The sequence below is a fragment of the Klenkia terrae genome (assembly GCF_037083865.1).
Lineage (GTDB): Bacteria > Actinomycetota > Actinomycetes > Mycobacteriales > Geodermatophilaceae > Klenkia > Klenkia terrae.
The window spans coordinates 44,781-65,176 of record NZ_JBAPLV010000023.1; the positions used below are offsets into that span (position 1 = coordinate 44,781).

24 protein-coding genes are annotated in these 20,396 nt (G+C 75.2%); 12 read left to right on the forward strand and 12 right to left on the reverse strand.

From position 1 onward, the window contains the following. Positions 1 to 4 precede the first annotated feature (4 nt). The 6 genes from idi to paaA form a co-directional block, all read right to left on the reverse strand. Complete coding sequence (idi, locus tag UXQ13_RS18275; protein ID WP_336392675.1) at positions 5 to 652, reverse strand: isopentenyl-diphosphate Delta-isomerase; 648 nt, start codon at positions 650 to 652, stop codon at positions 5 to 7. Positions 653 to 666: 14 nt separating this feature from the next. Continuing rightward, a complete protein-coding gene (gene paaE, locus UXQ13_RS18280) occupies positions 667 to 1,743 on the reverse strand; it encodes a 1,2-phenylacetyl-CoA epoxidase subunit PaaE (protein WP_336392676.1) in 1,077 nt (358 codons plus the stop codon). Next, a complete protein-coding gene (paaD, locus tag UXQ13_RS18285; protein ID WP_336392677.1) occupies positions 1,744 to 2,253 on the reverse strand; it encodes a 1,2-phenylacetyl-CoA epoxidase subunit PaaD in 510 nt (169 codons plus the stop codon). After that, positions 2,250 to 3,161 (reverse strand): 1,2-phenylacetyl-CoA epoxidase subunit PaaC, encoded by a 912-nt coding sequence (paaC, locus tag UXQ13_RS18290; RefSeq protein ID WP_225232519.1) that lies wholly within the window; start codon positions 3,159 to 3,161, stop codon positions 2,250 to 2,252. Before paaC ends, paaD begins: the two co-directional genes overlap by 4 nt. A 124-nt stretch (positions 3,162 to 3,285) precedes the next feature. Then, positions 3,286 to 3,657, reverse strand: a complete 372-nt coding sequence (gene paaB / locus UXQ13_RS18295) for a 1,2-phenylacetyl-CoA epoxidase subunit PaaB (RefSeq protein WP_380092203.1) — start codon at positions 3,655 to 3,657, stop codon at positions 3,286 to 3,288. Then, positions 3,654 to 4,604, reverse strand: a complete 951-nt coding sequence (gene paaA, locus UXQ13_RS18300; RefSeq protein ID WP_336392678.1) for a 1,2-phenylacetyl-CoA epoxidase subunit PaaA — start codon at positions 4,602 to 4,604, stop codon at positions 3,654 to 3,656. The genes paaB and paaA overlap by 4 nt, the downstream gene beginning before the upstream one ends. Positions 4,605 to 4,734: 130 nt before the next feature. Between paaA and UXQ13_RS18305 the strand changes: the two genes are divergently transcribed. The 7 genes from UXQ13_RS18305 to paaZ all read left to right on the forward strand — a co-directional run bounded on the left by UXQ13_RS18305 (position 4,735) and on the right by paaZ (position 10,494). Further along, positions 4,735 to 4,986 carry a type II toxin-antitoxin system Phd/YefM family antitoxin gene (locus tag UXQ13_RS18305; protein WP_225232521.1) on the forward strand — a complete coding sequence of 84 codons (252 nt, stop codon included), beginning with the start codon at positions 4,735 to 4,737 and terminating at the stop codon, positions 4,984 to 4,986. After that, on the forward strand, positions 4,983 to 5,363 hold the full coding sequence (locus UXQ13_RS18310; protein ID WP_336392679.1) for a type II toxin-antitoxin system VapC family toxin: 381 nt from the start codon (positions 4,983 to 4,985) through the stop codon (positions 5,361 to 5,363). Before UXQ13_RS18305 ends, UXQ13_RS18310 begins: the two co-directional genes overlap by 4 nt. 16 nt (positions 5,364 to 5,379) lie before the next feature. Then, positions 5,380 to 6,054: a dihydrofolate reductase family protein gene (locus tag UXQ13_RS18315; protein WP_336392680.1), complete on the forward strand. Its 675-nt coding sequence runs from the start codon at positions 5,380 to 5,382 to the stop codon at positions 6,052 to 6,054. A 69-nt stretch (positions 6,055 to 6,123) separates the two neighbouring features. Beyond that, complete coding sequence (gene paaK / locus UXQ13_RS18320; RefSeq protein WP_336392681.1) at positions 6,124 to 7,458, forward strand: phenylacetate--CoA ligase PaaK; 1,335 nt, start codon at positions 6,124 to 6,126, stop codon at positions 7,456 to 7,458. After that, positions 7,455 to 8,054, forward strand: coding sequence for a TetR/AcrR family transcriptional regulator (locus tag UXQ13_RS18325; protein ID WP_225232525.1), 600 nt, complete (start codon positions 7,455 to 7,457; stop codon positions 8,052 to 8,054). Before paaK ends, UXQ13_RS18325 begins: the two co-directional genes overlap by 4 nt. After that, positions 8,051 to 8,419, forward strand: coding sequence for a hypothetical protein (locus tag UXQ13_RS18330; protein ID WP_336392682.1), 369 nt, complete (start codon positions 8,051 to 8,053; stop codon positions 8,417 to 8,419). Before UXQ13_RS18325 ends, UXQ13_RS18330 begins: the two co-directional genes overlap by 4 nt. Before the next feature lie 23 nt (positions 8,420 to 8,442). Then, positions 8,443 to 10,494: a phenylacetic acid degradation bifunctional protein PaaZ gene (paaZ, locus tag UXQ13_RS18335; protein WP_336392683.1), complete on the forward strand. Its 2,052-nt coding sequence runs from the start codon at positions 8,443 to 8,445 to the stop codon at positions 10,492 to 10,494. Positions 10,495 to 10,501: 7 nt separating this feature from the next. Here paaZ and UXQ13_RS18340 read toward each other — a convergent pair whose 3' ends face one another. Both UXQ13_RS18340 and UXQ13_RS18345 read right to left on the reverse strand, forming a co-directional pair. Beyond that, positions 10,502 to 11,221: a uracil-DNA glycosylase gene (locus tag UXQ13_RS18340; RefSeq protein ID WP_336392684.1), complete on the reverse strand. Its 720-nt coding sequence runs from the start codon at positions 11,219 to 11,221 to the stop codon at positions 10,502 to 10,504. Between the two features lie 48 nt (positions 11,222 to 11,269). Next, entirely contained in the window at positions 11,270 to 11,665 is a 396-nt protein-coding gene (locus tag UXQ13_RS18345; protein WP_336392685.1) for a VOC family protein, read from the reverse strand. A gap of 82 nt (positions 11,666 to 11,747) precedes the next feature. On the opposite strand from UXQ13_RS18345, the gene UXQ13_RS18350 reads away from it, so the two are divergent. Genes UXQ13_RS18350 through UXQ13_RS18360 form a run of 3 tightly spaced genes read left to right on the forward strand, consistent with a single transcriptional unit; the run spans position 11,748 to position 14,740 of the window. Further along, positions 11,748 to 12,575: an alpha/beta fold hydrolase gene (locus UXQ13_RS18350; RefSeq protein ID WP_336392686.1), complete on the forward strand. Its 828-nt coding sequence runs from the start codon at positions 11,748 to 11,750 to the stop codon at positions 12,573 to 12,575. After that, positions 12,572 to 13,675 (forward strand): DNA glycosylase AlkZ-like family protein, encoded by a 1,104-nt coding sequence (locus tag UXQ13_RS18355; protein ID WP_336392687.1) that lies wholly within the window; start codon positions 12,572 to 12,574, stop codon positions 13,673 to 13,675. The genes UXQ13_RS18350 and UXQ13_RS18355 overlap by 4 nt, the downstream gene beginning before the upstream one ends. Positions 13,676 to 13,684: 9 nt before the next feature. Continuing rightward, positions 13,685 to 14,740 carry an NAD-dependent epimerase/dehydratase family protein gene (locus tag UXQ13_RS18360; protein ID WP_225232532.1) on the forward strand — a complete coding sequence of 352 codons (1,056 nt, stop codon included), beginning with the start codon at positions 13,685 to 13,687 and terminating at the stop codon, positions 14,738 to 14,740. A gap of 2 nt (positions 14,741 to 14,742) precedes the next feature. Here UXQ13_RS18360 and UXQ13_RS18365 read toward each other — a convergent pair whose 3' ends face one another. Genes UXQ13_RS18365 through UXQ13_RS18375 form a run of 3 tightly spaced genes read right to left on the reverse strand, consistent with a single transcriptional unit; the run spans position 14,743 to position 17,435 of the window. After that, the gene (locus UXQ13_RS18365) at positions 14,743 to 15,417 is read right to left on the reverse strand and encodes a PaaI family thioesterase (RefSeq protein WP_225232533.1); all 675 of its coding nucleotides are present in this window, start codon (positions 15,415 to 15,417) and stop codon (positions 14,743 to 14,745) included. Then, positions 15,410 to 16,564 (reverse strand): acyl-CoA dehydrogenase family protein, encoded by a 1,155-nt coding sequence (locus tag UXQ13_RS18370; protein ID WP_336392688.1) that lies wholly within the window; start codon positions 16,562 to 16,564, stop codon positions 15,410 to 15,412. Before UXQ13_RS18370 ends, UXQ13_RS18365 begins: the two co-directional genes overlap by 8 nt. A gap of 13 nt (positions 16,565 to 16,577) precedes the next feature. After that, positions 16,578 to 17,435 carry an aldo/keto reductase gene (locus tag UXQ13_RS18375; protein WP_336392689.1) on the reverse strand — a complete coding sequence of 286 codons (858 nt, stop codon included), beginning with the start codon at positions 17,433 to 17,435 and terminating at the stop codon, positions 16,578 to 16,580. A 58-nt stretch (positions 17,436 to 17,493) separates the two neighbouring features. Between UXQ13_RS18375 and UXQ13_RS18380 the strand changes: the two genes are divergently transcribed. Continuing rightward, a complete protein-coding gene (locus UXQ13_RS18380) occupies positions 17,494 to 18,708 on the forward strand; it encodes an MFS transporter (protein ID WP_336392690.1) in 1,215 nt (404 codons plus the stop codon). Next, positions 18,701 to 19,285, forward strand: coding sequence for a histidine phosphatase family protein (locus UXQ13_RS18385; protein ID WP_336392691.1), 585 nt, complete (start codon positions 18,701 to 18,703; stop codon positions 19,283 to 19,285). Before UXQ13_RS18380 ends, UXQ13_RS18385 begins: the two co-directional genes overlap by 8 nt. A 7-nt stretch (positions 19,286 to 19,292) precedes the next feature. Here the strand turns inward: UXQ13_RS18385 and UXQ13_RS18390 are convergent, their stop codons facing one another. After that, positions 19,293 to 20,354, reverse strand: a complete 1,062-nt coding sequence (locus UXQ13_RS18390; RefSeq protein WP_336392692.1) for an EAL domain-containing protein — start codon at positions 20,352 to 20,354, stop codon at positions 19,293 to 19,295. Between the last annotated feature and the right edge of the window lie 42 nt (positions 20,355 to 20,396).

Here is a 20,396-nt window from a genome sequence, read left to right on the forward strand (position 1 = left end):
CGGGTCAGGCCGCGGGCAGCAGCCCGGTGGTCTCGATCAGGTCGGCCTGCTCCCGGCACCACGGCGACCACGCGTCGCCCTCGGCGGCCTGCCGGGCGCGGAACGCCGCCCAGGTCAGCAGCTCCCACTCCCCCACCTCGTCGGTCGCCGGGGCGGGCTCGCCCACCAGCACGCCCAGGTAGACCGGGCAGATCTCGTTCTCCACGATGCCGGCCAGCTCGGCCCGGTAGCGGTAGTCCGGCAGCACCGGGCGCAGCTGCGCCACCTGCAGGCCGAGCTCGTCGGAGGCCCGGCGGGCGATGGCGTCGGCGTCGGCCTCGCCCGGCCCGGGGTGGCCGCACACCGTGTTGGTCCACATGTCCGGGAAGGTCTGCTTGGTGGCCGCCCGCCGGGTCACCAGCAACCGGCCCTCGGCGTCGAACAGGTAGGCCGAGAACGCGCGGTGCAGCGGGGTCTCCCCGTGGTGCACCAGCCGCTTGGGCATCGTGCCGATCTCCCGGCCGTCGTCGTCCAGCAGCACGATCAGCTCTTCGGCGATGGCGATGGCATCGTCGTCCTCCGGACGACACGGCGGCCAGGTGCCGTCCCCAGCTGCGACGAGCCCGTCCTGCCGCTCCTCGCGGGAGCCTCCGGCCCCCACTCTTCGCGTCACAGGGAGAAGGGTAGCTACGCGTCGAAGTCGACGGTCACCTCGGCGGACACCGGGACGGTCTGGCAGGTGAGCACGTAGCCCTTGGCCACCTCGTCGGCGTCCAGCGCGTAGTTGCGGCGCATCTCGACCTCGCCGGCGGTGACCTTGGCCCGACAGGTGCCGCACACGCCGCCCTTGCAGGCGAAGGGCAGGTCCGAGCGGACCCGCTGCGCGCTGTCCAGCACCGGCACGCCCTGCTCCAGCGCCAGCGTCGTGGACCGGCCGTCCAGCACGATGGTGACCTGGCTGGCCGGCCCGTCGACGGTCTGGTCGTCACCGCGGACCGGCTCCGGCGGCGCGTCGTCGACGAAGAACAGCTCCTGGTGCACCCGGTCGGTGGGCACGCCCAGCTCGGCCAGCAGCTCCTGGGCCTCGGTGACCATGCCGTGCGGTCCGCACAGCCACCAGTGCTCCACGTCGGGGACGTCGACCAGCGCCTGCACCAGCGTGCGCAGCCGCTCGCCGTCCAGCCGGCCGCTGGTGACCTCGGCGTCCCGCGGCTCGCGGGAGAGCACGTGCACCAGCTGCAGCCGCTCGCCGAAGCGGTCCTTCAGGTCGGCCAGCTCGTCGGCGAACATGACGGTGTTGGTGCGGCGGTTGCCGTAGAAGACGGTCACCGTGGACTCGCCGTCCCGCAGCACGGTGCCGGCCAGGCTGAGCACCGGGGTGACCCCGGAGCCGGCGACGACGAACACGTGGTCGGCCGGGGTGGAGAGGTCGGCGGTGAACGTGCCCGAGGGCGGCAGCACGTCGATGGTCTGGCCGGCGCGCACCTCGTTGACCAGCCAGGCGGAGAAGTAGCCGCCGGGCACCTCGCGGACGCCGACCCGCGGGGCGGCACCCATCGGTGCGCAGATGGAGTAGGACCGGCGCTCGTCCCGGTCGCCGTCCACCCGGCGCAGGGTCAGCGCCTGGCCGGGGGCGAACGCGTAGTCCTCGGCCAGCTCGGCGGGCACGTCGAAGGTGACCGCGACGGCGTCGTCGGTGAGCTGCTCCACCCGGGCGACGGTGAGCGGGTGGAACTGCGGACGGCGGCGGGCGGGGGCGCTCACTCAGATCTCCTTGACGTGCTCGAAGGGCTCCCGGCAGCTGCGGCAACGGCGCAGCGCCTTGCACGCGGTGCCGCTGAACTCGCTGAGCTCCTCGGTGTCCGGCGACCCGCACAGCGGGCAGGCCGCGGTCCGGCGGGTGGGGCCCAGGTTCAGCGGGACCGGACCGTCGGCGCGCACCGGGGCGTGCCCGGGCGGGGCGATGCCGCCCTCGGCGAGCTTGCGGCGGCCGTCCTCGCTGATCCAGTCGGTCGACCACGGCGGGGACAGCACGGTGCGGACGTCGACGTCGGCGAACCCGGCCCGGTGCAGGGCGTGCACCAGGTCGGCGCGCATGACGCCCATCGCCGGGCAGCCGGAGTAGGTCGGCGTGATCGTGACGACCACGGTGCCATCGTCGGCGGTGGCGACGTCGCGCAGCACGCCCAGGTCGGCGAGGGTGAGCATCGGCAGCTCGGGGTCGGTGACGGTCTCGGCGACCGCCCGGGGGTCCCGGGTGAGGGTGTCGCTCACCAGGTGGCCGCCGGGTGCTCGCGGGCCAGGCCCTGCAGGGTGGCCAGCAGCGGGGCGAGCTCGTCGGTGTGCTCGCCGGCGCGGCCGGGGCTGGGCCGGTCGGCCGGCCACTCGGGGACGGTCAGCGTGGCCCGCTCGACCACCATCGTCAGCACGTCGCGCACCTCGTCGCGGACGGCGGCGGGGTCGACCGCGACGCCCTGCTCGACCAGGCGGCGCTCGACGTCGGTGGCGGTGGACAGGTCGGCGACCAGCGGCCAGACGGCGTCGACGGCGGCCTGGGCCCGGCGGTGCGACTCGGGGGTGCCGTCGCCCAGCCGCAGCACCCAGCGTGCGGCGTGGTCGCGGTGGTAGGTCAGCTCGGGCACGCCCTTGGCCGCGATCGCCGAGAGCACCGGGTCCCGGGTGGTGCGCAGGTGCGCGAAGAGCGCCAGCCGGTGCGTGCTGGCGACCAGCAGCCGGACCATCGTCTGCGCGAAGTCACCGCCGTCGGCCTCGGCCAGGTGGTGGTTGCGGAACTCGTCGGCGTCCCGGAAGTAGGCCAGCGCGTCCTCGTCGGGGATCGAGCCGGTGGCGTGCTCGCGGCTGCGGCCGAGGACGCCGCACGTGCCGGCGCGGGCCAGCAGCAGCCGGGCCTGGCCGAGCAGGTCCAGGCCGCAGTTGGCGATCGCGACCTCCTCCTCGAGCTCCGGCGCGCGGGTCGCCCACTCGGTGAGCCGCTGGCACAGCACGAGCGCGTCGTCGCCGAGCATCAGGCAGTACGCGCCCAGGTCGGCGGGGTCCACGCCCTCGGGCACGGTGGTGTCCACCCCGGCCAGCGGGTCGTCGAACCCGGTGCCGAACGCCCACTGGCCCTCGCCCCCGTGGGCGTGGTCCAACGCGTCGTAGACGGTCTCCTCGTGAACCACTGCGGTGCTCCTTGTCGATCGGGCCGGCCGCCCACGCGCCCCGGAGGGGTGCGGCGCAGTACGGCCCCCTCGTAGGGGTCCCGCGCTCCGAGGTACGAGGAGTGCGGGGGGACGAGGGGGTCCTTCACATGTGGGGGACGTTCTCGGGGATCTCGTAGAACGTGGGGTGGCGGTAGACCTTGTCGCCGGCGGGGGCGAACATCGGGTCCTTCTCGTCCGGGCTGGACGCGGTGATGTCCTTGGCCTGGACGACCCAGATGCTCACGCCCTCGTTGCGGCGGGTGAACACGTCGCGGGCGGCGTGCACGGCCATCTCGTCGTCGGGGGCGTGCAGCGAGCCGACGTGCACGTGGTTCAGCCCGCGCTTGCCGCGGACGAACACCTCGTACAGCGGCCAGTCCCGGCGGGTGTTGGCCCGCGTCGGCTCGGCGCCGCTGGGGATCTCCGGCCCGGTGGGGACGGCGCCGTGCCCACCCTCCGCGGTGGTCTCGCTCATGCCGAGTGCTTGTCGGCGTAGGCGGTCGCGGCCTCGGTCACCCAGGCGTTGTCGTCGCGGGCGGCCCGGCGGCGGGTGATCCGCTCGGCGTTGCACGGCCCGTTGCCGGAGATGACCTGCTTGAACTCGGTCCAGTCGATCTGGCCGAACCGGTAGCGGCCGGTCTCGGGGTCCAGCGCCAGCTCGGGGTCGGGCAGCGTGACGCCGAGGGCCTCGGCCTGCGGGACCGACATGTCGACGTAGCGCTGGCGCAGCTCGTCGTTGCTGTGCCGCTTGACGCCCCAGGCCATCGACTGCGCCGAGTTCGGGCTGTCGTCGTCCGGCGGGCCGAACATCATCAGCGAGGGCCACCACCAGCGGTCCACGGCGTCCTGCACCATGGCGCGCTGCTCGGGGGTGCCGCGCATCATCGTCATCAGCAGCTCGTAGCCCTGCCGCTGGTGGAAGGACTCCTCCTTGCAGACCCGGATCATGGCGCGGGCGTACGGGCCGTAGGAGCTGCGGCACAGCGGGACCTGGTTGCAGATCGCCGCGCCGTCGACCAGCCAGCCGATGACGCCGCAGTCGGCGTAGGTCAGCGTGGGGTAGTTGAAGATCGAGGAGTACTTCTGCCGGCCCTCGATGAGCTTGTCGGTCAGGTCCGCCCGGTCGGCGCCGAGGGTCTCGGCCGCGGAGTACAGGTACATGCCGTGGCCGGCCTCGTCCTGCACCTTGGCCAGCAGCACGGCCTTGCGGCGCAGCGACGGCGCGGCCAGCAGCCAGTCGCCCTCGGGCTGCATGCCGATGATCTCGGAGTGCGCGTGCTGGGCGATCTGCCGCACCAGGCCCTTGCGGTAGGCCTCGGGCATCCAGTCGCGCGGCTCGACCCGGCGGTCGGCTGCGATGGTGGCGTCGAAGTGGGCCTGCAGCTCGTCCTCGGTGGGGCGGGCGACGGTCGGTGCGGACATCTGCGAACCTCCTGCGGTCATTTACTGACCATCCGGTCGGTAATGAGTGTGCCCGGGATCCCGCCGGCGCACAACCCCTGCGTCGGGCGCGTCGTGGCCATCGTGTAGCACATGTGCAACACTGCTGGTCGTGACGACCGTCGGGCTCCGCGAACTCCGGCAGCAGGCATCGGAGCTGCTGCGCCGGGTGGAGGACGGCGAGCAGGTCCTCATCACCGTCGCCGGCCGCCCCAGCGCACGCCTCGTCCCGGCCGGGACGAGGACCTGGCGACCCTGGAGCGACATCGCCGAGCTCTTCGACGGCCCGGGCGACCCGACCTGGGCCGCGGACCGGGACCTCGTCGACGACGGCCTGCGCGATCCGTGGGAGGACGCCCGATGAGAGCGGTGCTGGACACCAGCGTGGTCGTCGCCCACGACGTGCCTCCCCTGGACGGCGAGCTGGCGATCAGTGCAGCCACCCTGTCGGAGCTGCACTTCGGGGTCCTGGTGGCCGCCGACCCCGCCGCCCGCGCCGAGCGCCTCCGCAGGCTCTCCGTCCTGCAGCGCCGGTTCGACGCCCTGCCGGTGGACGACGCGGTGGCCGCCAGCTACGGCCGGCTCGCCGCCGCCGTGGTGGCCGTCGGTCGGCAGCCACGTGCCCGCACGATGGATCTGCTCATCGCCGCCACCGCGCACGCCCACGGCGCCCGCCTCTACACCCGCAACGCATCGGACCTGCGCGGCGTCGAGGACCTCCTCGAGGTCGTCCCCGTCTGACGTCCCGCCGAGTGCGATGAGTCCTGGCGCGCGCGGCGGTCCCCTCCTCGACGACCCGCCCACCACCGAGGAGCACGCCATGGGCCAGATCCACCTCGAGCTGTTCGCCACCCTCGACCTCGTCGGCCAGGCGCCCGGCGGACCGGACGAGGACCCCTCCGGCGGGTTCGGCTTCGGCGGCTGGCAGGCGCCGCTCGTGGACGACGTCGCCGGTGCCCAGGTCCAGGCTTCCTACGAGGGCACCGAGGCGCTGCTGCTGGGCCGGCGGACCTACGACATCTTCGCCGCGTACTGGCCGCAGCAGACCGACGCGTTCGCCGACCTGTTCAACGCCGTCCCGAAGTACGTGGCCTCGCGCGGCACCCCGGACCTGTCCTGGGCGGGGTCCACCCAGCTCGGTCCGGACCTGGCGACCGCGGTCCGCGAGGTCCGCGACCGGCACGCGGTCACCAAGGTGGTCGGCAGCCTGGACCTGGTGCAGACCCTGCTGCGCGAGGAGCTCTTCGACGAGCTGCACCTGTGGCTGCACCCGATCACGCTCGGGCAGGGCAAGAAGGTGTTCGCCGAGGGCACCGTGCCCTCCACCCTGCGGCTGCTCGCGCCACCGGCCGCCGCGCCCACCGGCAGCGTCCTGCTGCGCTACGGCCTGGTCGGGGGCGCCCCGGCCACCGGGGACATGACCGCGGGTTGACAGCGGCCACCCCGGAGGTCTTGCATGACTGACCGAACGGTCAGTAATCCTGCAGCTCCGGGAGTCCCCGTGACGACGACGTCCGCACCGCAGCGCCTCGGCGAGGCCCCCGACCCGGCCCTGCTGGACCCGGCCGAGCGGATGGGCACCGACGAGCTGCGCGCACTCCAGCTCGAGCGCCTGCAGTGGACCCTGCGGCACGCCTACGAGAACGTGCCGCACTACCGGCGGGCCTTCGACGCCCACGGCGTGCACCCCGACGACTGCCGCTCCCTCGCCGACCTGGCGAGGTTCCCGACCACCTCCAAGGCCGACCTGCGGGACAACTACCCCTTCGGCATGTTCGCCGTGCCCAAGGAGCAGGTCTCCCGGGTGCACGCGTCCTCGGGGACCACCGGCAAGCCGACCGTCGTGGGCTACACCCGGCGCGACATCGACACCTGGGCCACCGTCATGGCCCGCTCCATCCGGGCCGCCGGTGGCCGCAGCGGCGACGTGCTGCACAACGCCTACGGGTACGGGCTGTTCACCGGCGGGCTGGGAGCGCACTACGGCGCCGAGGCGCTGGGCTGCACCGTCGTCCCGATCTCCGGGGGGATGACCCCGCGCCAGGTGCAGCTGATCGGGGACTTCGGGCCCCGGATCATCATGGTGACGCCGTCCTACATGCTCGCGCTGGTCGACGAGTTCGAGCGCCAGGGCGTGGACCCCCGCTCCTCCAGCCTGCAGATCGGCATCTTCGGCGCCGAGCCGTGGACCGAGCAGATGCGCCGGGAGATGGAGGACCGCCTCGACATCGACGCCGTGGACATCTACGGCCTGAGCGAGGTCATGGGCCCCGGCGTCAGCCAGGAGTGCGTGGAGAGCAAGGACGGCCTGCACGTCTGGGAGGACCACTTCTACCCCGAGGTCGTGGACCCGCTGACCGCGGAGCCGCTGGCCGACGGCGAGGAGGGCGAGCTGCTGTTCACCTCGCTGACCAAGGAGGCGCTGCCGATCATCCGGTACCGCACCCGCGACCTCACCCGTCTGCTGCCGGGCACCGCGCGGCCGGGCATGCGCCGGATGCAGAAGGTCACCGGCCGCACCGACGACATGATCATCCTGCGCGGGGTGAACCTGTTCCCGACCCAGATCGAAGAGGTCGTGCTGCGCACCTCGGGGCTGTCGCCGCACTTCGCCCTGGAGCTGTCCACCCGCGGCCGGATGGACCACCTGGTCGTCTCGGTCGAGGCCCGCCCCGACTGCCCGCCCGAGCGCCGCTCGCCGGCCGCCGCCGAGGTGCAGGTGCTGCTCAAGGAGACGGTGGGGACGTCGGTCGAGGTGGTCGTCGTCGACCCGGAGACCCTCCCGCGGTCGATGGGCAAGCTGCAGCGGCTCACCGACCGGCGCGCCCGACCGTGACCGCGCCGGTCCCGGCGCAGGTCCGGCGCGGCCGCCCCGGGCACTCGCTGGACTCGCTGCTGGACGTCGCCGTCGCGGTGTTCAACGAGCGCGGCTACGAGGCCACCTCGATGGACGTCCTGGCCGACCGGCTCGGGGTCACCAAGTCCGCGATCTACCACCACGTGCGGTCCAAGGTCGAGCTGCTGGAGCTGGCGCTGGACCGGGCGCTGGACGGGTTGTTCGCCGTCCTGGCCTCGACCGGCGAGGGACCGGCGGTCGACCGCCTCGAGCAGGTCGTGCGCGGGTCGGTGGGTGTGCTCGTCGCCGAGCTCCCGTTCGTCACCCTGCTGCTGCGCGTGCGCGGCAACTCCCCCGTCGAGGCGCACGCACTGGGCCGGCGGCGCGAGTTCGACCGAGCGGTCACCGAGCTGGTGCGCGACTGCGTGGCCGAGGGGTCCGTCCGCCCGGACGTCGACCCCGCGCTGACCAGCCGGCTGCTGTTCGGCACGGTCAACTCCCTCACCGAGTGGTACCGACCCGGCGGCGGGCTGTCCGCCGAGGCCCTCGCCGACGGCCTGGTCACCACGCTGTTCTCCGGGTTGCGGGCGTCGTGACCGTCCCGGGTGCCGAGTTCGTCCGGGCGCTGGCCGCCAAGGACACCGCCGGCCTGCTCGCCGTCCTCAGCCCGACGGTGGTGTTCCGCGGGATGACCCCGGGCCGCTTCTGGGAGGCCGGCACCGCCGAGGCCACGGTGCACGAGGTCCTGTACGTGTGGTTCGAGCCCGCCGACGTCGTCGAGGAGGTGCTGTCGGTGGAGACCGCCGACGTCGCCGACCGGCACCGGGTCGACTACCGGCTGGTCGTCCGCAACGACGACGGCCGGCACCTGGTCGAGCAGCGCGCCTACTACGACCTGGACGACGAGGGCCGGATCGCCGCGGTGCACGCCGTGTGCGCCGGCTTCCGCCTTCTGCCCTGACCCGCGCGACCCGAGGAGCACCGATGACCGCTGCACCCCTGCTCGAGAGCTACGCCGCCGGCCGCTGGTGGGCCAGCGCCGACGAGGGCACCCCGCTGCCCGACGCGGTCACCGGCGAGACCGTCGCCCGGATCGGCAGCCGCGGGCTGGACGTCGCCGGGATGGTCACCCACGCCCGCGAGGTCGGCGGACCGGCGCTGCGCGAGCTCACCTTCCACCAGCGCGCCGCCCTGCTCAAGGCGCTCGGCGCGCACCTGATGGCCGGCAAGGCCGAGTTCGCCGCCCTGTCGCACCGCACCGGGGCCACCGACGGGGACAACGTCGTCGACATCGACGGCGGGTTCGGCACGCTGCTGTCCTACGCCTCGACCGGGCGCCGCGAGCTGCCCGACGACGTCCTGGTGCTCGACGGCCCGCCCACCCCGCTGGGCCGCGGCGGCACCTTCCTGGGCCAGCACGTCTACACCTCGATGACCGGCGTCGCGGTGCAGATCAACGCCTTCAACTTCCCGGTCTGGGGGATGCTGGAGAAGCTGGCCCCGGCGTTCCTGGCCGGGCTGCCCACCATCGTCAAGCCGGCGTCGCAGACCGCCTACCTGACCGAGGCCGTGTTCCGCGCGATCATCGCCACCGGCCTGCTGCCCGAGGGCTCGGTGCAGCTGCTGAGCGGGTCGGCGTCCGGGCTGCTGGACCACCTGGACGGCCGGGACCTGGTCGGGTTCACCGGGTCGGCGTCCACCGCGGCGCTGCTGCGCGCGCACCCGGCGGTGACCGAGCGCGCGGTGCGGTTCAACGCCGAGGCCGACTCGCTGAACTGCTCGGTGCTCGGCCCCGACGCCGGCCCGGACACCCCAGAGTTCGCGCTGTTCGTCGACGGCGTGGTCACCGAGATGACGGTCAAGGCCGGGCAGAAGTGCACCGCGATCCGCCGGGCGATCGTGCCCCGCCAGCACGCCGACGCCGTGGTCGAGGCCATCGGCGCGCGGCTGGCCGACGTCGTGGTCGGTGCCCCCGGAGCGGACGGCGTGACCATGGGCGCCCTGGCGTCGGTGGACCAGCGCGACGAGGTGCTGCGCGCGGTCGACCGGCTGCGCACCCACGCCCAGCTCGTGGTCGGCGACCCCACCGACTTCGCGGTCACCGGCGCCGACCGGGAGCGCGGGGCGTTCCTGCCGCCGATGCTGCTGCGCTGCGACGACCCGGCCGCCCCCGAGCCGCACGACGTGGAGGCGTTCGGCCCGGTCGCCACCGTGCTGCCCTACGACGGGCTGGCCGACGCGGTCGCGCTGGCCCGCCGCGGCCAGGGCTCGCTGGTCGCCTCGCTGGTGACCCACGACCCGGCGGTCGCCCGGCAGTTCGTGCTCGGCGCCGGGTCCGCCCACGGCCGGGTGCACGTGCTGGACCGGGACGACGCCGGGGAGTCCACCGGCCACGGCTCGCCGCTGCCCGTGCTGGTGCACGGCGGGCCGGGCCGGGCCGGCGGCGGCGAGGAGCTGGGCGGGGTCCGCGGCGTGCTGCACCACATGCAGCGGACCGCCGTCCAGGGCTCGCCCGACCTGCTCACCGGGGTGGGCAACCGCTGGGTGACCGGCGCCGCGCGCCGCGACGACGGCGTGCACCCGTTCCGGAAGTCCCTGGCCGAGCTGCGGATCGGGGACTCGGTGACCGCCGGGCCGCGGGAGATCACGCTGGCCGACATCGAGCACTTCGCCGAGTTCACCGGCGACACGTTCTACGCCCACATGGACGAGGCGGCCGCCGCGGCCAACCCGCTCTTCGGCGGCCGGGTGGCGCACGGCTACCTGATCGTCAGCTGGGCCGCCGGCCTGTTCGTCGACCCCGACCCGGGCCCGGTGCTGGCCAACTACGGGGTGGACAACCTCAGGTTCCTGACCCCGGTCAAGCCGGGCGAGCAGGTCACGGTGACGCTGACCTGCAAGCAGATCACCCCGCGCGGGGGCGCCGACCACGGCGAGGTCCGCTGGGACGCCGTGGTCGTCGACTCGGCCGGGGCGCCGGTGGCCACCTACGACGTGCTGACCATGGTCGCCAAGACCTGGCCGCCGGCCGCCTGAGGCCCGGTCAGGCGGCGGGGAGCTGGTCGACCGGCGGCAGCGACCAGTCGACCGGCTCGGCGCCCTGCTCGGCCAGCAGGGCGTTCACCCGGCTGAACGGCGTGCTGCCGAAGAACCCGCGGCTGGCCGACAGCGGCGAGGGGTGCGGCGACGCGACGGACGGGACGGCGCCCAGGTGCGCCTCCAGCCCCTGGGCGTCCTTGCCCCAGAGGATCGCCGCCATCGGCTGGCCCGCGCCGGCCCGCTCCACCAGCACCCCGATGGCGTGCGCGGTGATGTGCTCCCAGCCCTTGCCGCGGTGCGAGGCCGGCGTCCCGGGCCGCACGGTCAGCGACCGGTTGAGCAGCATCACCCCGCGGTCCCGCCACGGCGTCAGGTCGCCGTGGCGGGCGGGCTCGATGCCCAGGTCGTCGTGCAGCTCCTTGTAGATGTTCACCAGGCTCTTGGGCAGCGGTCGGACCCCGCGGTCGACGGCGAAGCTCAGCCCGATCGGGTGGCCCGGCGTGGGGTAGGGGTCCTGCCCCACGACGAGCACCCGGACGCCGGCCAGCGGCGCCTGGAAGGCCCGGAACACGTGGTCGCCGTGCGGTAGGTAGGGCCGACCGGCGGCCACCTCGTCGCGGAGGAATTGCCCCATGGCGGCGATCCGGTCCTCGACCGGGGCCAGGGCCTCCGCCCAGTCCGGTGCCATCAGTCCCCGGTCGACCAACCCGCTCAGCGCACCCACCCGGCCAGCGTGCCACCGGGTCGGCCGGCCCGCAGCCGGGTCAGCGGATCACTTGGGGGCCATGAGCTCCAGCGCGACGTGGTCGGGGTCGCGGAACTCGAGGATCCAGCCCTGGCCGATGTCCTTGACGCCCTCGTGCGGGATGCCCAGGGAGTCCAGGTGCCGGGCGGCGTCGTCGATCTCGGCCTTGGAGCCGACCTTCAGGGCGAGGTGGTCCAGGCCGGTGCGGTCCTCGTCGAAGCGGTCGTCGGCCACCGGGCGCAGGCCCAGCAGCGTCGAGCCGTCGATGGCGTAGATGACCCCGCCGAAGGCGAAGGCCGGGTCGCCGTCCTGGCCGTCGATGGCCACCGGGAGGCCGAAGACCGAGTCGTAGAACTGCTTGGAGCGGGTGATGTCGGTGACGGTGAGGCGGACGTGGGCGTACCCCGTGGGCGTGATCGGCATGGTCGTGGGGTGCCCGATCCGGCCGCCCTCAACCGGATGCACGCGGACGCACCTGTTCCGGGGGCGCGGCATGCTGGAGGGCGTGGACTCCTTCACCCGCTCCGGACTGACCTTCGACGTGCGCGACGCCGGCCCGGCCGACGGCGAGCCCGTCGTCCTGCTGCACGGTTTCCCGCAGCACGCCGGCAGCTGGGACCGCGTGGTCCCCGTGCTGCACGACGCCGGGCTGCGCACCCTGGCCCCGGACCAGCGGGGCTACTCCCCCGGCGCCCGGCCCACCGGTCGCCGGTCCTACGTGGTGCGCGAGCTGGTGGACGACGTCCGCGCCCTCCTGGACGCCGCCGGCCTGGAGCGGGCGCACGTGGTCGGCCACGACTGGGGCGCGATGGTCGCCTGGGCGATCGCCGCCTGGCACCCCGACCGGGTCGCCAGCCTGACCGCGGTCTCGGTCCCCCACCCGGCCGCGTTCACGAAGTCCTTCGTGACCAGCACCCAGGGCCTGAAGTCGGCCTACATGGCGTTCTTCCAGCTGCCCGTCGTGCCGGAGAAGCTGCTGACCCGCGGCAACGGCGCGTTCCTGGCCGACCTGCTGGTGCGGGCGGGCCTGCCCCGGGCCGACGCGGCCGACACCGTCGCCCGGCTGCGGCCGGCGGGCGCGCTGACCGCGGCACTGGACTGGTACCGCGCGCTGCCGCTGGGGGCCTCGGACCCGGTCGGCCGGGTGGCCGTGCGCACGCTGCACGTCTGGAGCGACCGCGACGGCTTCCTCGGCCGGGCCGGCACCGAGGCCACCGCGCCCTACGTCACCGGCGACTACCGGCTCGAGGTGCTGCCCGGCGTCACCCACTGGGTGCCCGAGACCGCCGGCGACCGCCTCGGCGCCCTGGTCGCGGAGCACGTGCGGGGATGACCACCGGGACGACCACGGGGACGGTCTGGACGAGGGACGACGTCCTGGCCCACCGGGTGCGCGCCCACCAGCTCGACCGGGCCGCCGGCGGCACCGTGGCCGACACAGCCGTCCTGGACCTCGGCGTGCAGGACACCGGCCCGGCCGGCGCCGCGCGGTGGGCGCTGGCCGTCCGCGGGCTCACCGACCCGGCCGACGACGACCTGGTCACCGCGTGGACGCTGCGCGGGGCCCCGCACACCTACCGCCGGGCCGACCTGGCCGGGGTCGCCGCCGCGACCGCGCCGTGGTCCGAGGCCGACGCGGCCAAGCGGATCTTCGACGGCGCGCGACCGCTGAAGGCAGCCGGCATCCCGGTGCGCACCGCGCTGGAGGTGGTGGCGCGGGAGATGCGCGACATCGCCCGCACCCCCACGGTCAAGGGCGACATGTCCGCGGCGCTGCGCGACCGGCTGCCCGAGCCCTACCTGCGGCACTGCCGGCCCTGCGACGCGGTGCACGCCTACGAGCAGACCTTCCGGCTGGCCGCGCTCCCCGCCGGGCTCGTCCTGCGGCCCGGGACGTCACCGCCGGTGCTGGACCCCGTGCCCGGGTTCGTCCCCGCCGGGCAGGCGCCCGACCGGCTCGACGTCGTCCGGGCGCACCTGCGGCTGGCCGGGCCGACCACGCCGAAGCAGGTCGCGGCGTCCGTGGACTCCACCGTGGCCGAGGTGCGCCGCCGCTGGCCCGCCGACGCGGAGCCGGTGGCGGTCGAGGGCGAGCAGCGCTGGGTGCTGGCGGGCACCGTGCCCCCGGACCGACCGCGCACCACCCGCCTGCTGGCGCCCTTCGACCCGTACCTGCAGGTGCGCGACCGGGAGCTGCTGGTCCCCGACCGGCCGGTGAAGGAGCTGTGGCCGGTGCTCGGGAGGCCGGGTGCGGTCCTGGTCGACGGCGAGGTCGCCGGCACCTGGCGGCCGCGCACCACCGGCGGCCGGCTGGCGCTGGCGATCACGCCTTGGGGGCCCTTCGACCGGGCGGTCGTCGAGGAGCAGGCCGAGGCGATGGCCGCCGCACGCGGACTGGCGCCCGGCGGCGTGAGCCTGCACCCGCCCGGGTAGGGCGACCCGGTGACCACACCTGCCGACCCCGGCCACCTCGACGGGCAGACCGTCGCCGTCACCGGCGCCACCGGGAACGTCGGGACGGCGCTGCTGCGCCAGCTCGGCCTCACCGGCGTGCACCAGGTGCGCGGCCTCGCCCGGCGCGAGCCCCCCGACACCGCCCCCTACGCATCGGTCTTCTGGACGCACACCGACCTGGGCCGCCCCGACGCGGCCGGCCTGCTGCGGGAGTTCCTCACCGGCGCCACCACCGTCGTCCACCTGGCGTGGGCGCTGCAGCCCGGGCGGCACCCCGACCTGCTCCGCGAGGTCAACGTCGAGGGCACCCGCCGGGTGCTGCAGGCCGCCGCGGACGCCGGGGTGGGCCACGTCGTCGTGATGTCCTCGCTGGGCAGCTACGCCGCCGGCAACCCGGCCGACCGGGTCGACGAGGACTGGCCGACCACCGGGGTGCCCAGCTCCCAGTACAGCCGCGACAAGGTCGAGGTCGAGCAGCTCACCCGGGAGTTCGCCGCCGCCCACCCGGACACCGCGGTGACCGTCATCCGGCCGACGCTCGTGCTGCAGCCCGACGCGGCGACCGAGATCGGCCGGTACTTCCTCGGCCCGCTGCTGCTGCGCGGGGCGCAGGCGCTGCCGGCCGCGGTGGCCGGCGCGCTGCCCCTCCCGCTGCCCGACGACCTGCACCTGGGCTTCGTGCACGCCGACGACGTCGCCGACGCCCTGCTCCGGGTCGTCGACCGGCGGGCCGGCGGTGCGTTCAACCTGTCCGCCGAGCCGGTGCTGGACCCGGCCGGGTTCGCCGCCGCGCTGGGCTCGCGGCGGGTGCCCGTCCCCCGTGCGCTGCTGCGGGCCGGGCTGTCCGCGGCCTTCCACGCCCGGCTGGTGCCCACCGAGCCCGGCTGGCTGGACCTCGGGCTCGGCGTCCCGGCGCTGGACACCACGCGTGCGCGCCGAGTCCTGGGGTGGGACCCGCGGCGCCGCGGCGACCGGTTGCTGGCCGACTTCGTGGCGGCGCTGGGCCGCGGCGAGGGCGGGACCGGGCCGCTGCTGCAGCCCTGAGGTCAGCGCGCCGTCCAGGCCTGGACGGCGTGGTCGACGCCGGCGAAGGTGGCCGCGGCGGTCTCCGGGCGCAGCGCGACGAACAGGCCCTCGGCCTCGGCCAGCACGGTGCCCGGCTCGTCGGCGGCGGCCACGGTGCCGCGCGCGGTCGTCCGGCGGCCCTCCGTCCCGATCACGTGGGCGGTGAGCAGCAGCGGCACGCCCAGCCGCACCGGGCGCCGGTAGGTCACCGTGAGCGTCGCGGTCAGCCCGCCGGAGCCGGCCACCCGCACGGCGCGGGCCAGCACGTGGTCGAGCAGGGTCGCGGTCGTGCCGCCGTGCACCAGCCCGGGCGGCCCCTCGTGCGCCTTGCCGAGGGTGACGTGGGCGGTGACGCCGTCGGGGCCGGCGGAGTCGACGGCCAGCGGCGGGGCGACCGGGCTGCCCGGCCCGTAGACCGGGGAGTACCAGCGCTCGCCGGCGGCCGGGTCGTCGCAGGAGGCGACCCCGGTCAGCCCGCGGCCCGACGCCCGCAGCCGGGTGGCGAGCTCGCGGGCGGTGGCCGCGACGTCGGCCAGCTCGCCGTCGGGCACCTCCGTGCGCACGCAGGCGTCCACCAGGTCGCGCAGCGCGTCGCCCAGGTCGGCGACCGCCGCCCGCCGGACGTCGCGCGCCTCCCCGGTGAGCAGCTCAACCACGAGCCATGCCCGCCGCGCGGAGCAGGCCCGACCCGACGATGACCCGCTGCACCTCGCTGGTGCCCTCGTAGAGCCGGTAGAGCCGGGCGTCGCGGTAGAACCGCTCGACCGGGGTGGTGCGCAGGTAGCCCAGCCCGCCGTGCACCTGCACGGCGCGGTCGGTGGCCCGGCCGACCATCTCCGAGCAGAACAGCTTCGCCGCCGAGGGCCCGATCGAGGTGTCCTCGCCGGTGTCGTACCGGGCCGCGACGTCGACCACCATCGCCCGCCCCGCCAGCAGCTCGGTGTGCATGTCGGCGATCAGCGCCTGCACCAGCTGGAACCGGCCGATCGGCGCGCCGCCCTGCTCGGCCGTGGCGGCGTAGGCGACGGACTCGTCGAGCACCCGCTGCGCCATCCCCACGCACAGCGCGGCGACGTGCAGCCGACCGCGGGACAGCACGGTCAGCGCCTTGCTGTACCCCCGGCCCTGCTCGCCGACCAGGGCGTCGGCGGGCACCCGGACGTCGTCGAGGAACACCTCGGCGGTCCAGGCGCCGGACTGCCCGGTCTTCCGGTCGTGCGGGCCCACGGTCACGCCGGGGGTGGTCGCCGGGACCAGGAAGGTGGAGATGCCCCGGCCGCCGGTCTGCTCGGGCTCGGACCGGGCGAAGACCACGAACAGGTCGGCGATGGGGGCGTTGGTGATGTAGCGCTTGCCGCCGGTGATGACCCAGTCGTCGCCGTCGCGGCGGGCCGTCGTCCGCAGGCCCGCGGGGTCGGAGCCGGCCTCGGCCTCGGTGAGGGCGAACGAGCCGATCAGGTCACCGGCGGCCAGCCCGGGCAGCCACGCCTTCTGCTGCGCCTCGTCGCCGAAGCGGGCGATGACCTGGCCGGCGATGCCGTTGTTGGTGCCGAACAGCGAGCGGAACGCCGGCGAGGTGTAGCCGAACTCGAAGGCCAGCTGCACGTCCTCGCTCATCGTGACGCCGAGGCCGCCGAACTCCTCGGGCAGGGCGTAGCCGAACAGGCCCATGTCGGCGGCGGCGCGGCGCAGCTCGTCCGGGACGGCGTCGGTCTCCTCGATCTGCTCCTCGAGGGGGACCACGCGCTCCCGGACGAGCTCGCGGACGGCGGTGCGGACCTGGGCGAAGACGTCGGCGTCCATGCCCGCAGGTCTATCAGGCCAGCGCGTCCAGGCGCGCGACGTCCTCCGCGGACAGGGTCAGCTGGGCCGCACCGAGGTTCTCGGTCAGGTGGTCGACGGACTTGGTGCCCGGGATGGGCAGCACGACCGGCGAGGTCTGCAGCAGCCAGGCCAGGGCCACCTGCGAGGGGCTGGCACCGAGCTCGCGGGCGATGTCGGCCACCGGGCTGTCGGGCTTGGCCAGGTCGCCGGTGGCGATCGGGAACCACGGGATGAACGCGATGCCCTCGGCGGTGGCGTGGTCCAGCACGTCCTGGGACTGCCGGTTGGTCAGGTTGTAGAGGTTCTGCACGCTGGCGATCTCGGTGATCGCCTGCGCCTGCTTCAACTCCTCCAACGAGACCTCGCTGACGCCGATGTGCCGGACCTTGCCCTGCTCCTTGAGCTCGACGAACGCGCCGAGGGAGTCGGCCAGGGGCACCTGCGGGTCGATGCGGTGCAGCTGGATGAGGTCGATCCGCTCCACGCCCAGGTTGCGCAGCGAGAGCTCGACCTGCTGCGTGAGGTACTCGGGGCGGCCGACCGGGGGCCACACGCCCGGGCCGGTGCGGGTCAGACCGGCCTTGGTGGCGATGACCAGGCCGTCGGCGTAGGGGTGCAGCGCGTCGCGGATCAGCTGCTCGCTGACCTGCGGGCCGTAGGAGTCGGCGGTGTCGATGAAGTCGACGCCGTGCTCGACCGCGGCACGCAGCACGGCCAGGGCGCCCTCGCGGTCGGCCGGCGGACCCCAGACGCCGTCGCCGGTGATCTGCATGGCGCCGTAGCCGAGGCGGTGGACGGTGAGGTCGCCCCCGAGGGCGAACGTCGCAGGGTGGGTGGTGGAGGAGGTCATGGGAGGTGCAGCGCCGACCGGGGGCGGCGGTGTTCCCGACGGGGAGGAAGCTGTGCGGGTGAGCACGGGGGTCGGGACGACGACGCGCGCCGCGGTGCCGGGCCTGCTGCTGGCCGGGGTGCTGCTGGTCGCGCTGAACCTGCGCGGCCCGCTGATCGCGGTGGCCCCGGTGGCCGGCGAGCTGCGCAGCGACCTCGCGGTCGGCGCCGGCACGGTCGGGCTGCTCACGTCGATCCCGGTGCTGCTGTTCGGGCTGGCCGCTCCGCTGGCCTCGTGGGTCATCGCCCGCGCCGGCACGCACCGGGCCGTGCTGCTGTCCATGCTGGGCGTGCTGGCCGGCACGGTGCTGCGCTCGGTCGGCGACGTCCGCACCGCGCTGGCCGGCACGGTGGTGCTGGGTCTGGCGATCACGGTGGGCAACGTCGTCGTCCCCGTGGTCATCGGGCGGGACTTCCCCGGCGTCACGCACGTGGTCACCGCGGCCTACACCTCGGCGCTGAACATCGGCGCGACGCTGACCACCACCCTCACCGCTCCCCTGGCCGACCTGGTGGGCTGGCGCTGGGCGCTGGCCTCGTGGGGCCTGCTGGTCGGCGTCGCCTGCCTGGTCTGGACGGCGGGGCTGCGACGGCAGGCCGCCCGCGCGGGCCAGGCACCGCCGCCCCCGCCCCCCGCCGCCGACGCCCGACCGGTCTGGCGGCAGCCCGCGGTCTGGGGCCTGACGCTGGCGTTCGCGGCCCAGGCCTTCAGCTACTACGGCGTGACCGCCTGGCTGCCCACGCTGCTGGCCGACGAGCAGGGGCTCACGCGCAGCGCCGCCGGGGTGAGCAGCTCGCTGTTCCAGGTGTTCGCCGTCGCCGGGGCCTTCGCCGTCCCGGCGCTGGTGGCCTGGTGGCGGCGACCGGCGGCGGTGCTGCTGGCCGTGACGGCCACCTGGGCCACGCTCCCGATCGGGCTGCTCGCCGCGCCGGGGCTGTGGCCGCTGTGGTGCGCGTTGGCCGGGGTCGCCCAGGGCGGGGGCCTGACGGTGGTGTTCATCGCGATCGTGGCCCGGTCGCGCGACCTGGCCGAGAACCGGCGGACCTCGGCGATGGTGCAGGGCGGCGGCTATGCCGTCGCGGCGACCGGACCGCTGGTGGTCGGGGCGGTGCACGACGTCTCCGGCAGCTGGACCCTGCCGATGCTGGTGGTGCTGGGTGCGATCGTGGTGATGGCGGTGGCCGGCGGACTGTCCGCCGGGGGCCGCCCGAGGGAGGGGACCGCAGGTGGGTGAGATCGTCGTCGTCCGGCACGGGCAGACCGAGTGGAGCCTCAGCGGGCAGCACACCGGGGTGACCGACCTGCCGCTGCTGCCCGAGGGCGAGACGCAGGCCCGGGCGCTGCGCGGGCCGCTGGCCGGCCGCTCGTTCGTCGAGGTGCGGGTGAGCCCGCGCGAGCGGGCCCGGCGGACCGCGGAGCTGGCCGGGCTGGCCACCGACACCGTGGACCCCGACCTGGTCGAGGTCGACTACGGCCGCTGGGAGGGCCGCACCACGCCGGAGATCTCGGCGGAGCTCGGCCGGACCTGGTCGCTGTGGACCGACGGCACCGAGCCCGGCGACACCCCGGGCGAGACGCTGGACGAGGTCGCGGCCCGGTGCGACCGGGTGCTGGACCGGGTCCGCCCGCTCCTGGCCGACGGCGACGTCGCGCTGGTCGCGCACGGCCACGTGCTGCGCATCCTGACCGCCCGCTGGCTGCGGCTGGAGCCGACCGCCGGTGCACTGTTCGCCCTGCACGCCGGGTCGTTCGGCACCCTGGGCCACGAGCACGACCGCCCGGCCCTCACCGGCTGGAACCAGGCCGGCTGACCGGGCCTCAGCCCGCCAGGAGCTCGGCGGCGGGGCGGGCCGGGCGGCCGAACAGCCAGCCCTGGCCGAGGTCCACGCCGAGCTGGCGGGCCTGGTCGGCGCGGGCCTGGGTCTGGACACCCTCGGCGACGACCACGGCACCCAGGGAGTGCGCCAGCTCCACCAGGCCACCGACCACGGCCCGGGCCGCGGCGCTGTCCAGCCGGTTCACCAGCGCCTTGTCGAGCTTGACGACGTCCGGCCGCAGCGCCGAGACCAGGGCCAGGCTCGACCAGCCAACCCCGACGTCGTCCAGGGCCACCCGCCAGCCCTGGGCGCGGTGGTGCTCCAGCACGGCCAGCAGGTGGCCGCGGTCGCGGGCGGCGTGCGCCTCCACCACCTCGAAGACCAGCTGCGCGGGCGCCAGGCCGGCGTCGCGGACGGCCTGCTCGGTGCCGGCCAGGCAGACCTCGGGCCGGTAGACCGCCTCGGGGCTGCTGTTGACGAACAGGTCGGCCGAGCCCAGCCAGGGCGCGGCGCCGGCGATGGCCGCCTCGCGGGCGAACCGGTCCAGCCGGTCCCCCCACCCCGCGGCGGCCGCCAGGAAGAACAGGTCCCCGCCGCCGACCTCGCGGCCGTCGACCCGGCCGCGCAGCAGCGCCTCGTAGCCGGTGGTGCGGCCGTCGGCCAGGTCCACGACCGGCTGGTAGACCGGGTAGAGCTCGGCCTCGGCCAGCAGACCGACCTCCGCGGTGACCCCGCGCCGGGCCAGCTCCACCGACAGGGTCGGGGCGGCCATGAGCCCGGCGGCGAAGGCGATGCCGTCGTCGTCCCCGGGGTCGGCGGCGACCCGGACGGCGTCGGTCTCGGCGGTGCTGAGGTCCAGCGCGAGGCGGGCCAGCAGCCGGTCGAACCGGCGGGCGTCCAGCGGGCTGCTGTCGTCGACGACGTCGACCAGCCCGGCGACGAGCTCGGCGTTGAGGCCCAGGTCGGTCGCGGCGCGGGCGACGATCGGCAGCACGTGCTCGACCTGGCTGGCCAGCAGCAGCCGGGACACCCGGCCGGGCAGCGGGAAGTGCGGGTGGTCCACCAGGTGTCCTCCGCCCTCTCCTCCGCCGCGTCCGGTCACGTC